This window comes from Zoogloea sp. JDB1, from assembly GCF_056724025.1.
The window spans coordinates 3,031,772-3,042,876 of the sequence record NZ_CM161496.1; the positions used below are offsets into that span (position 1 = coordinate 3,031,772).

At 60.5% G+C, this 11,105-nt stretch carries 12 protein-coding genes; 9 read left to right on the top strand and 3 right to left on the bottom strand.

All coding sequences use genetic code 11. The features are described 5' to 3' along the window. Nucleotide 1: 1 nt before the first annotated feature. A complete protein-coding gene (locus tag AC1PPK_RS13565) occupies nt 2-298 on the bottom strand; it encodes a type II toxin-antitoxin system MqsR family toxin (RefSeq protein ID WP_481113583.1) in 297 nt (98 codons plus the stop codon). Nucleotides 299-375: 77 nt separating this feature from the next. Between AC1PPK_RS13565 and AC1PPK_RS13570 the strand changes: the two genes are divergently transcribed. From AC1PPK_RS13570 to AC1PPK_RS13585, 4 genes are all read left to right on the top strand, one after another. Further along, a complete protein-coding gene (locus tag AC1PPK_RS13570) occupies nt 376-1,212 on the top strand; it encodes an RHS repeat domain-containing protein (protein ID WP_481118216.1) in 837 nt (278 codons plus the stop codon). Continuing rightward, nucleotides 1,209-1,655: a hypothetical protein gene (locus AC1PPK_RS13575; RefSeq protein ID WP_481113584.1), complete on the top strand. Its 447-nt coding sequence runs from the start codon at nt 1,209-1,211 to the stop codon at nt 1,653-1,655. The genes AC1PPK_RS13570 and AC1PPK_RS13575 overlap by 4 nt, the downstream gene beginning before the upstream one ends. 211 nt (nt 1,656-1,866) lie before the next feature. Beyond that, a protein-coding gene (locus tag AC1PPK_RS13580; RefSeq protein WP_481113585.1) for an IS3 family transposase occupies nt 1,867-3,422 on the top strand; the annotation gives its coding sequence in 2 pieces (ribosomal slippage) (nt 1,867-2,296 and nt 2,296-3,422; 1,557 coding nt in all). A gap of 388 nt (nt 3,423-3,810) precedes the next feature. Beyond that, entirely contained in the window at nt 3,811-4,767 is a 957-nt protein-coding gene (locus AC1PPK_RS13585) for a hypothetical protein (protein ID WP_481113586.1), read from the top strand. A 15-nt stretch (nt 4,768-4,782) separates the two neighbouring features. Here the strand turns inward: AC1PPK_RS13585 and AC1PPK_RS13590 are convergent, their stop codons facing one another. Further along, nucleotides 4,783-5,112, bottom strand: a complete 330-nt coding sequence (locus AC1PPK_RS13590) for a hypothetical protein (protein WP_481113587.1) — start codon at nt 5,110-5,112, stop codon at nt 4,783-4,785. 51 nt (nt 5,113-5,163) lie between these two features. Between AC1PPK_RS13590 and AC1PPK_RS13595 the strand changes: the two genes are divergently transcribed. From AC1PPK_RS13595 to AC1PPK_RS13610, 4 genes are all read left to right on the top strand, one after another. Continuing rightward, entirely contained in the window at nt 5,164-6,393 is a 1,230-nt protein-coding gene (locus tag AC1PPK_RS13595) for an RHS domain-containing protein (RefSeq protein WP_481113588.1), read from the top strand. A gap of 90 nt (nt 6,394-6,483) precedes the next feature. Then, complete coding sequence (locus tag AC1PPK_RS13600; RefSeq protein WP_481113589.1) at nt 6,484-7,608, top strand: ISAs1 family transposase; 1,125 nt, start codon at nt 6,484-6,486, stop codon at nt 7,606-7,608. After that, on the top strand, nt 7,577-8,251 hold the full coding sequence (locus AC1PPK_RS13605) for an RHS repeat-associated core domain-containing protein (protein WP_481113590.1): 675 nt from the start codon (nt 7,577-7,579) through the stop codon (nt 8,249-8,251). Before AC1PPK_RS13600 ends, AC1PPK_RS13605 begins: the two co-directional genes overlap by 32 nt. A gap of 535 nt (nt 8,252-8,786) precedes the next feature. After that, on the top strand, nt 8,787-9,026 hold the full coding sequence (locus tag AC1PPK_RS13610; RefSeq protein WP_481113591.1) for a hypothetical protein: 240 nt from the start codon (nt 8,787-8,789) through the stop codon (nt 9,024-9,026). A gap of 257 nt (nt 9,027-9,283) precedes the next feature. Here the strand turns inward: AC1PPK_RS13610 and AC1PPK_RS13615 are convergent, their stop codons facing one another. Beyond that, the gene (locus AC1PPK_RS13615; protein ID WP_481113592.1) at nt 9,284-9,760 is read right to left on the bottom strand and encodes a hypothetical protein; all 477 of its coding nucleotides are present in this window, start codon (nt 9,758-9,760) and stop codon (nt 9,284-9,286) included. A gap of 361 nt (nt 9,761-10,121) precedes the next feature. Here AC1PPK_RS13615 and AC1PPK_RS13620 point away from each other — a divergent pair, with 361 nt between their 5' ends. After that, nucleotides 10,122-11,006 carry a class I SAM-dependent methyltransferase gene (locus AC1PPK_RS13620; protein WP_481113593.1) on the top strand — a complete coding sequence of 295 codons (885 nt, stop codon included), beginning with the start codon at nt 10,122-10,124 and terminating at the stop codon, nt 11,004-11,006. The last annotated feature ends 99 nt before the right edge of the window (nt 11,007-11,105 follow it).

Consider the following 11,105-nt stretch of genomic DNA (forward strand, 5'->3'; position numbering starts at 1 on the left):
ATCACAACTCCTTGAAAGACACGATCAACACATCATCAACAACCGTCAGCTTTAGATACACATCACCCACTTGCGTACTTGGACGGTACACGTCTTGCCAGACCGTGTGATCGGCATGCGTCGTCATGCTCTTGTAAAAATCCGCTGGCGTCAGCGCCATCACGACATCCAGCATGCCGCCATAGTTCAGGCCCAACGCCGTAGCGCCCAGCCGGGCAGAATTCGTTGTACGAACCTTGCCGGCTTCAACGAAGGCCTTCACATCGGCCAGCTTGCAATGTGGGGTCTGTTTCTCCATAGATCAATATTAACCTTGTAGGTTAATATTGGCTAGTTGGTTAATTTATTTTCGACCTCGAACTTCCCGAGGACCGCATCGCCTACTACCACCATGACCACCTGGGCACGCCGCTGCAGGCGACGGACAAGGCCGGGCGCATCGTCTGGGCGGCCCGCTACGAAGCCTTCGGCCGGGCGACGCTGACCACGCCCGCGGCGACGGCGGAGGCGCCGGTCATCGCCTCCCGGTTGCGGTTGCCGGGGCAGTACGAGGATGAGGAGAGTGGGCTGTATTACAACTTCCGGCGGTACTATGATCCGGAGACGGGGCGGTATGTGACGCGGGATCCGATTGGACTGGAGGGTGGGGTGAATGGCTATGCCTATGTGAATGCCAATCCTTTGACGCAGATTGATCCGATTGGTTTGCGTCCACTCTCCGACAATGAAACATCATTTCTTAAGCAGCACTTCGGGACGTGCCTCGATAAAATTCCGCCGACATTCGACGTCAACGTCCGTAAGTGGGGTGATACTAGCCGCGCTATCTCGCTCAACGGAGGTTTCATGTCCTTCCCTAAGGACTATTTCACAGGTGGTAACCCGGATGGTCCGTTGAATTTGGCTGACACTAGCGTTGCCAGTATCTTGGGACACGAATCTCTGCACCAATTGCAGCGTAGTAATGGGGTTTATGTGACGGTACGCAGTATTGGTTTACAGATAGGCTATTCACTGGATTTGTCTGACCCTTACAATTACAGTCCATCGCCAGATCCCACTGCCATGCTGAACATGTTCAAGGAGGCAAACCCGGAGCAGCAGGGGCAGATGTTTCAGGATTACCTGAAAAGTGCACTCACTGGGAAAGATGTGAGCAATTTTGTTCAAATTGCTGATTTTGTAAAGAACAACTGTGGGTGCGGAAAATGAAGCAGTTGTTCAGCCGGTTTCTGCTGGTGGTCTTGATTCTCTCGAGCCTATTGCTGTCAGCATGTATAAAAAAATGGGGTCTAAGTATTGTCGGTGCAAGCGACATGGGACCGGTCTTCTGCCTCTCATCAGGCCACCACTGTGATGAGAAGGGTGTGCAATTTAGCTCTATCGATATTGTTGAAGTCGACAAGAAGGGCAACGTAGTGAGTGTAGTGTGGGCGCTTCAAGGCTGGTCAAACACATCAACCGACTACACGTTGAGTCGGTTGGAATATGGCAAGCTACCGCGAGGATGGAGAGAAACGACTCCCGTTCGACCGATTAAGAGTAACACCTACTATGACGTGAACGGCGAATACTTTTTCATGCGTGACGACAAGGGGCAGTATCACCTTGAGACTCGGAAGGAGTTCTTCGAAAGGGCGTATGCGTTGCAGTGATTGCCGCTGCTTCGCGGCACGGGCTACCAGTATGGTCTGAAATGGATGGTGCATGGTGCCGGCCTTCGTCCCTGCAACGGAAAAAGGGTTGGTTGCGCTATACAGAGCCGGCTCTTGCCGTAAGTACAACGCCTGACCCGGGTCCCCCCGCGTCAGAATAGTTGTCGCCTCGATAGAATCCTAAATTCGGGGGCGATGATGAGAGAACGACGTGGCGCGATACGGACAGGAATTCAAGGATAGGGCGGTGGCGAGATTGTTGCCGCCGGAGAGCGCGACGGTGGAGGCCGTTGCGCGTGAGATCGGCGTGGGCGTAGCGACGCTGGAGCGTTGGCGCAGTGATGCGCTGTCCAGGCCCGCTCGCGAGCGGGCCTGGACAGCGGCGGCCCGGTTCGAGGCGGTGCTCACCACCGCGGCCCTCGATGAGACGGCCCGGAATGCCTGGTGCCGGGAGCACGGGGTTTATCCGCAGGATCTAGCCCAATGGCGTCAGGCAGCCACGCAAGCCTTGGCAACACCCGAGGAGGCCCGTGCCAGTCCCTTGCAGACCAAGCAGGATCGGCGTCGCATCAAGGAGCTCGAGCGGGAATTGCGCCGCAAGGAGAAGGCCCTGGCGGAGGCGGCAGCCCTGCTGGTGCTTTCAAAAAAGCTCGAGGCGATCTTTCCGAAGGACAGGGACGAGGACGCATGATCGGCCTGGAAGATCGCCGGATGAAGGTCCGGAACATTGAAGCCGCCCAGCACGCCGGGGCGCGTCTTGACGCGGCCTGCAAGGTGGCGGGCATCACGCTGCGTACGCTGCAGCGCTGGAAACGTGAGGACGGCCTCGTGCGCGGGGACCTCAGACCGGCAACGCTGCGCCCCCGGCCTGCCCACGCCCTCACCGAGGCGGAGCGGCATGCGCTCTTGCAGGTAGCCAACGACGCCCGCTTTGCCGACCTGCCGCCAGCGCGCATCGTTCCGATGCTGGCCGACGAAGGCGTCTATCTGGCCAGCGAATCGACCTTCCACCGCCTCCTGCGCGAAGCGGGCCAGACGACGCATCGGGGGCGTGCCAAAGCCCCCGCAGCCTCTCGCCCACCGAGCACCCACATCGCCACCGCACCGCGCCAGGTGTGGTGCTGGGACATGACCTATCTGCCGGCCACGGTAGCCGGGCGCTGGTTCCATCTGTATCTGATCCTGGATCTCTACAGCCGCAAGATCGTCGGCTGGGAAGTGCACGGCACCGACGCCGCCGAACATGCCGCCCATCTGGTGCGTCGCACGGCGCTGGCTGAAGGGATCGCCGCCCTGGCGGACAAGCCCATCCTGCACGGCGACAACGGCGCGACGCTCAAGGCCACCACGGTGCTGGCGATGCTCCACTGGCTGGGTATCAAGCCTTCCTACTCGCGGCCCCGGGTCAGCGATGACAATGCTTACGCCGAAGCGCTGTTCCGCACGGCCAAGTACCGACCCGAGTTTCCGGCAAGGGGATTCGAGGATCTGGAAGCCGCCCGATCCTGGGCCAGCGGTTTCGTGCAGTGGTACAACGTCGAGCATCGCCACAGCGGCATCCGCTACGTGAGCCCGGCCCAGCGCCATGCGGGCGAGGATCACGCGATCCTGGCGGCGCGTCACGCACTCTATGCCCAGGCCCGAGCGCGCCATCCTGCGCGCTGGACGGGCAACACCCGGGACTGGTCACCCATCACCGTGGTGACTCTCAATCCCGAGCGAGACGTAGTTGTTGCCATGGGGAATAAACAGCAAAGAGCTGCATGAATCAGGCGACAACTAGCTTGACGCGCGCCGGGGTCGACAGCGACATGGGAGGGCTCTTCGGGGGCGACACCGAAACCTTCAGCCTCGACGCCGTCGCCAACAGTACCGCCCACAGTCCGGCAATTCACGGGTGTTCCTGCTTGAGTTGTGTAAAGAGGCCACGTGCAACATCAAAGCCGATTGCTGGTCAGGTCAATACAACGTCTCGATTTGCCCCGAGGAGGGCGGCGTATTACTTTACACGGCCGAGCGGATCGAGGAGTCCCGGATCAAGCCAGAACCTGATCCCTACCGGGGTGCCAAACCTTCGTTTGGTGGTCCATTGCCCAGTGTGTTGCGTTTCCTGCTGCCCTGATCTGGCCTTGATTTTTACTATAGGGACTCAATCGTGATTTACTCGGCCTGTGTCGCATCAGCCCTTTTCCGGTGGTTCGAGAGCTATCCAGAGTATGCAAAAGTCTTGATCAAAGCTGGCTTCGACGATTTCCTGATCGACGAGCGCCACATTGAATCATTTGCCGAAACCGAGGCGGAGGTGGCGTTGCACCGCCGGATGGAGACGGAATTCGCGCGGCAGTCATTTTATGATGAATGCCTTCTGAGTGGCCCGGATGTTTTTGGCTATGATGGCTTGGCTCCCTACGAGGGTAATTGGCTGGATAAGCTGTATGACGAGACCGTAGCCGAATTGTGTGCTCACGGCGAGATGAAAGGCGCGGAGGAGCTGACGCGCCCGCATCTGGACCCCTGCTATGTTCGAGAGAGAGCGTGGTGGATGGAGAGCTTTCAGAATTGGCGCTACAGGAGTATCGCACTGGTGGATCAGCGCTTGCAGCGTCGTGATGAGATTGCCGCCTCGGGTGCAGTAACCGTTCCGCCGGTGGAGGACGAGCCGGAGGCTGTGAAGGATTTTGTTGCGGCCTGCATGCTCACTGAATTGCGCGATTCGGGATGGAAACGCATCAAACGGGGTGACAAGAAACGCGTCATTCTGGCCAAACGCCTGAATGGCGACCAGGAATTGCGGTTCGAGTTGGAGGATCTATATGGTTTGTGGAGCTTCAGTCAGTTCCATCCGAGATGGATCGGCCCCGACAAAGAGTGCTACTTCCCCCCAAATTTTGTTGATCCTTCGCTGGGCTTGCATGTGCGCTCGCTAGCAGGTCGTTTTTCGGATAGAGCGAAGGTCAAGATTCCCTTTTTCTACCTCGTTGAACGGCCGCGGGGTGTCTACCGCAATCCCGCTCACTTGGCCGTGGCGATTGGGGCCTGGATAGCGCTCTACCGGACGGTGGCGGCCGATGTTGAGGCAGCCTGTGTTGCTTGCCGTGCGCAATGTGGATAAGCGATCCGCGGGCACCTAAAAAATTCGCTTTGGTGGTGCCGTTGCGCTGGCGTCTATCGCTACGACGCCCGCGGGAACCTCACCCAGTTCATCGACGCCCTGGGCAATACCACCCGCTTCGAGTACGACCGCGCCGATCGGCTCGTCCAGGAAACCCTCCCGCTGGGCCAGCGCACGCGCTACCGCTGGAGCGCCGCCGGCAAACTGCTCGAGAAGACCGACCCCAACGGCAACCAGAGCACCTTCACCTACGACGCCGCCCAGCGCCTGATCCAGGTCGACCGCAAGGCCGGCGACGGCAGCCTGCGCCAGCGCAGCACCTACAGCTGGGATGCCGAAGACCATCTCACCGCCTGGACGGACAGCGACGCCCTGCGCCAGCAGAGCACGCGTGCGGTGCTCAGCTACGATGACGCCGGCCGCAAGACCGGCGAGACCGTCACCTACCCGGCAGGAAATACGCTCAGTTACGGATATGCCTACAGTGCCGCAGGGAAAAAGACCCAGCTCACCTGGCCGGACGGCACCGCCATCACCTACGGCTACAGCGCCCACGGCGAACTGCAAAGTATCGCGATTCCCGGCGAAGGCACCCTCAGCATCACCGCCTACACCGGGAGCGCCCCCCAGACCCTGCTACTGCCGGGCGGCAGCACCCAGACGCGGCGCGTGGACGGCCTCCTCAAGCTGGAGAACCTCAGCGTCAAGACCGCCGGCCAGCAGAGCACGCTCAGCCTGGACAACCAGTACGACAGCCGGCAGGCCCTCACCCAGCGCACCCGCACCGACACCGCCGGCGGCAGCAGCACGCGCAGCGAGCGCTTCACGCACGACGTCGAACAACGCCTGACCCGGGTCGACAGCGATACGGGCGGTCTCTTCGGGAGCGACACCGAAACCTTCAGCCTCGACGCCGTGGCCAACCGCACGGCCCACAGCGCAGTCAGCGGCCCGCTGCACTACGACGCCAACAACCGCCTCACCCAACGGGGCAGTGGTGGCAGCGCCACGACCTACCGCTACGACGACGCAGGCAACCTCACCGAGAAGAACGAAGCGGGCACCCGGCTCACCCGCTACCGTTACGACGCGCAACACCGCCTCACCGAAATCGGGTTGAGCCTCGATGGCGGGGCCGAGCAGCTCATCGCCCGCTACGGCTACGACCCCCTCAACCGGCGGATCTGGAAGGAGCAGTACCGGGACCGGAGCGGGCAGACCCTGCAAGCCAGGCGCACCCTCTACCTGTACGCCGACGAAGGGCTGATCGGGGAAGCCGAACAGCCTCTCAGCCTGACCCCCGACGGCAGCGTCAGCGCCCAAACCGGCCCGCAGATCACCACCCAATACGGCCCCCGGCCGGGGGCCCCGTTCGGTACGGGCCTGCTCTTCGTGAAGACCAAAGACAGCAACGGGGAGGACCGCGTCGCCTACTACCACCCTGATCACCTGGGCACGCCGCTGCAGGCGACGGACAAACAAGGCCGCATCGTCTGGGCGGCCCGCTACGAAGCCTTCGGCCGGGCGACGCTGACCACGCCCGCGGCGACGGCGGAGGCCCCGGTCATCGCCTCCCGGTTGCGGTTGCCGGGGCAGTACCAGGGCAATCGCACCTACTTTGCATAGTGAAACGCCCCTCTTAAAACGCAACAAATTCGTGACGTGACTGTTCACCGCGGCCCAAATTGTGTAGTTTCCTGCCTTTTTGGGCATCCGATGAAAATGGGAAACGTCATGCCGCTGACGCAGGTATTCGTCTCGATCTCCGACCCGCGCAGTGCGCGCCATACCCGCCATGACCTGGCCGAATTGCTGACGGTGGCGGTCTGTGCGGTGCTCTCGGGCGTGGACGACTTCGTCGACATCGAGTTGTGGGCCGAAGCCAAGCTCGACTGGTTGCGCGGGTTCATCGCGCTTGAGCACGGCATCCCGTCTCACGACACGATGGGGCGCGTGTTCGGCATGATTGCCCCCGACGAGTTCGAATCCGCCTTCCGACGCTGGGTCGGCATGGTGGTGCCCGCATTGGCCGAAGAGACGGTTGTCGCCATCGACGGCAAGACCAGCCGGCGCACGGGCAGCAAGACGAAAGCCGAGGCCGCTCCGCTGCATCTGGTCAGCGCGTTCGCCGCCGGCATGGGCGTTGTATTGGGCCAGATGGCCACCGACGAGAAGTCCAACGAGATCACCGCCATTCCGGAACTGCTCGCCAGGCTGGCACTCGAGGGCTGCGTGGTGACGATCGATGCGATGGGAACGCAGACAAAGATCGCGCGCACGATTCGCGAACGGGGCGCCCACTACGTGCTGTGCGTGAAGGAGAACCATCCGAATCTGTACGATTCGATCCTGTTCGCCGGCCTCGATCCCCGAGCCCCCCTAAGGCCCCATTCCACACACGAAACCACGACCCAGGATCACGGGCGCATCGAAGTACGCCGATGCCGGGCTTATGAGGGCGTCGGCCGGCTCTACCAGAGCGACGCCTGGCAGGATCTGGCCAGCTTTGCGGTGCTCGAACGCGAGCGCACGGTCGGTGGCCACACCAGCACCGAGCGCCTCTTCTACATCAGCAGTCTGCCCGCCGATGCCGAGCGCATTGCACGGGCCGTGCGCAGTCACTGGGAGGTGGAGAATCGGCTTCACTGGTGTTTGGATGTGCAGTTCAACGAGGATCAGTCACGCGTACGCAGCGGCTACGCCGCCAACAACCTGGCCATCGTCCGCCACATCGTCATGAACCTGCTGCGACTCGATACGACGCGCAAGGCCAGCATCAAGTCCAAGCGCATGCTCGCAGCCACTGTCGATGCGTTTCGCGCCCAGCTGCTGGGGGTATGACGTTAAGGTGCGATTGCCCTGGGGGCAGTACGAGGATGAGGAGAGTGGGCTGCATTACAACTTCCGGCGGTACTACGATCCGGAGACGGGGCGGTATATCACGAATGATCCGATTGGGCTGGCGGGGGGAGAGAATCTATACACATATGCCATTGGCAGCCCAGTTGACAATATCGATCCAAGTGGGTTGGAAGTCTCTGGTTTCTTTGAGAAAAGTACAGGCCACCTTTTCCTATACGATCATGACTCCAAACAAATGATCTCAGGAACATTCGAGTCGGGTGGGAAGCCCTATGGAGACCCAGCGCCGGATGGTGTCTATACGATCTACGGTACACCTCGCGACGATTTTTTTCGCCTGGATCCGCAGGATAGTAAGCCCAATGATGACTTTAATCAGGCGAATGGTCGTTGGGGGATTCGGCTCCACAAGCCTGGGCGAACGATAGGGTGTATTGCCTCTACAGACAAAAATGAATGGGAGAACATTAAAAATTTCCTTCTCGCAACAAAGACTAAAAACGGAATTCCAGGTAGTTCGCTAAAAACGGTCCCGCTGTTAAATCGTTTTGGTATTAACGTTATTTACGGAAGCTCTCCTGATACCTTAAAAAGATTTGGGTCAATCTATGTCGTACCATAAGGCCAATAATAGAATGGCTCATAGGGTAGTCCTTGTGGTTACATGGTTTTTATACATCTATCTTGGCGTCGCGGCATTTCTTTCTGGCTTATCAAGTTGTGGTAGTTCGTACTTTGAAACGCAATTTTTAGGGCTGTCTATCGTTATCTCTCTAGGGTCTGTAGTGTTTTTGTTTTTGCGACTTCATGCTGACAAGGCATGGAGATGGTTTGGTGCTGTGCTTCTTATGGTTGTGTTGATGGTGATCATTGTGATGCTCAGTGCTGGAGGATGGGTCTTCTATATGAGTCCACATTCTCTTGATGATGCGATATATGAATTCCTGCAAGCTGTTCGGGGGCAGCGCTGCTGACCGAAACGAAGTACCCGACCTTCACCGAGCGCCTGCGCTTCGATGAGCAGGAGCGCCCGACCAGCCAGACCCTGCTCAACCCGACCCAGCGGGGCCGTCAGGACCTGGCCCAGGGCCTCGCCTACGACCGGCGGGGCCAGATCCTCCGCGAAACCCGGGGCGATTCAGAATTGCAGCAGGGTGATGATGAAGACAACACCGAATGAGCACTGGTCGGTCGAGTTGATCCGGATTGGAAACTCGGCGGTGCGGGAGGCTCAGCGACGCAACCGCCAACTGGGCATCCCGAACTGGTATTCGCTGAATGGCGTGCTGGTCAGCGATGCCCCACGGGAGGTGAAGGCTGCTGCCCGTCTTCCGATTCCCGCGGCGGTGACTTGGCTGGGTTCCCCCCGCAGTGGAACATCATCCCCTCCGGTTTGAACCTGTGCAGCCCGAAGATGAAGGTCTGCCGTCGGGGTTTGAATCCGCTTCCCCCGGATCTGAACCCTCGCATTTCCGATTTGAACCCGCTGCCCGCGGATTTGAACGATTGATGCAGCGACATGAACGGGTTCGTTCCGGAATGGGGGAAGTGCCCATCCGGAATGAACCGGTTCAACGAAAATCAAGACCTGTACTGTCTCGAGCCCGAGAGGTTCAAGTCCGGGGCCCGTGCGTTCATCTGTGGGCCAGGATGATCAAGCCGGGACGGCGCCCGGTTCATCGCGACGCCGGCCTTGTCCCTTGAAACGCACCGATGCCTGAGCACGGAGCTCATCCAGTGCCGCGCCTTTGCCGGCGAGTTTGGCAAAGCGGTAGGCCTCCAGCGCTGCGCTGTAGAGGTCGCTGCCCAATGCCATCTCGGTGTCCTCCCCGCGCTGGGCCAGTGCGGTCAGCCGGGCCAGCAGCGGACGCAGGTGGTCCAGCGCCTGGATGTCCTCGGCAAAGGCCTTGAGATCGAAGGCGCCCGGCAGGATCTCCGGAGACTGGGTCATCACGTCATGCGCCTTGCGCACAAAGGTCTCGGACTTCGGACCCATCTTGCGCAACTCGCGGCGCTGATCCACGGACAGGGAAATCAGCCCCGACAACTGCTTTTCCAGCTCATCCAGGGCCTTTTGAACCTGATCGATCTGCTGGCTGGACAGCGTCAGGGAAATCACGTTCTGGGTCATTCTCTCGCTCCTCCTCGGTTTTCCGAATAATGACATTGGCACGAATCCGTGCGCCGGGGATTCTGCGAGAAGGGGTCCGTGAATGTCAAATGAATGATTCTGGCGCTCGCCCGGATCGATCCGCTGGAACGCCGGATCGGCAGGTCGATTGCCCTCGGGCTGCCAGTGCGTGCGGGGGCGGCAGCTATTGATATCATCCATCCCGGCAAGATTCGAGGCTCATCGCGAGTCAGCCCCGAGCGCTCGGCCGGCGCCCTTCCGGCGTGGGCAGATCGTCGTCGAAGCCTTGCCGAATCTCCTCGTTCCCATTGTCAGTCCCTGTCCGATGCAAGCACTACTCGATACCATTTCCCGAATTTCCATGCCGACCGAAGCAGGCCGTGTCTTTCATGGGCGCGGCGGTCTGTTTCCCGGCTGCGAGCACTGGACGCTGGATGTCTATCCGCCGGTGTGGGTGCTGACCAGCTTTCTGCCCGCCACCGAGGCGGACCTGGAGGCCGTCCATGCGGCCTTGTCCCGCCGTTGGGCCGAGGTGCATCCGGACTTGCCGCTGAACTGGGTCTACCAGTACCGCTTCGAGGCACGGGCCGAGACCCGCTTGATGGCTGGCAGCGTGCCGGACCCTCATGTGGTGGAAGAGCAGGGCGCACGCTTCCGTGTCCACCTCCTCAAGGGGCTCAACCATGGCTTCTTCCTGGATATGGCCGAGGGGCGGCGGTGGGTGCGCGAGCATGTGGCAGCGCGGCCGGGGATCAAGGTGCTCAACCTGTTCGCCTACACCTGTGCCTTCTCGGTCGTGGCCTTGCAGGCCGGAGCGCGGGAAGTGACCAATATGGACATGAGCGACGGCGCCCTGGCGATCGGCAAGCGCAACCACCTGCTCAACGGGCTCACGGAAGGCGCACGCTTCCTGCCCCATGACATCTTCAGTTCGTGGGGCAAGATTACCCGTGGTGGGCCGTACGATCTGATTGTCCTGGACCCGCCCAGCTACCAGAAAGGCAGCTTTGTTGCGGAGAAGGACTACGCGCGGCTGATGCGGCGCCTGCCGGATCTGCTCGCGCCAGGCGGGCATGCGCTGCTGTGCCTGAACTCACCGAAGCTCGGCGTGGCTTTTCTCCAGGAGGGGATGCAGGCGCTTGCGCCCGGCTTGTGCTTCGAAGGTCGGGTGGCCAATCCTGCCTCGTTCGCGGATGTTTCGGAGGAGCGTGCGTTGAAGGTGCTGGTTTACCGCTCACCGGACTGACTTCATGGTTGTGGGGGCGATAGGGCTGTGCCCAGCCGCAACCGTCTTCATCGCGGGGCGATGACTGCGGGTGGAGCCCGGGTCCTGGTTGATGGAATC

Bases quoted from the DNA above. Each gene is read 5' to 3' on its own strand.
- AC1PPK_RS13565 (WP_481113583.1), bottom strand. From the start codon at position 298: ATGGAGAAACAGACCCCACATTGCAAGCTGGCCGATGTGAAGGCCTTC.
- AC1PPK_RS13575 (WP_481113584.1), top strand. From the start codon at position 1,209: ATGAAGCAGTTGTTCAGCCGGTTTCTGCTGGTGGTCTTGATTCTCTCG.
- AC1PPK_RS13590 (WP_481113587.1), bottom strand. From the start codon at position 5,112: ATGGTCTTCGGCATCCCAGCTGTAGGTGCTGCGCTGGCGCAGGCTGCC.
- AC1PPK_RS13600 (WP_481113589.1), top strand. From the start codon at position 6,484: ATGAAAATGGGAAACGTCATGCCGCTGACGCAGGTATTCGTCTCGATC.
- AC1PPK_RS13605 (WP_481113590.1), top strand. From the start codon at position 7,577: ATGCGTTTCGCGCCCAGCTGCTGGGGGTATGACGTTAAGGTGCGATTG.
- AC1PPK_RS13610 (WP_481113591.1), top strand. From the start codon at position 8,787: ATGATGAAGACAACACCGAATGAGCACTGGTCGGTCGAGTTGATCCGG.
- AC1PPK_RS13615 (WP_481113592.1), bottom strand. From the start codon at position 9,760: ATGACCCAGAACGTGATTTCCCTGACGCTGTCCAGCCAGCAGATCGAT.
- AC1PPK_RS13620 (WP_481113593.1), top strand. From the start codon at position 10,122: ATGCCGACCGAAGCAGGCCGTGTCTTTCATGGGCGCGGCGGTCTGTTT.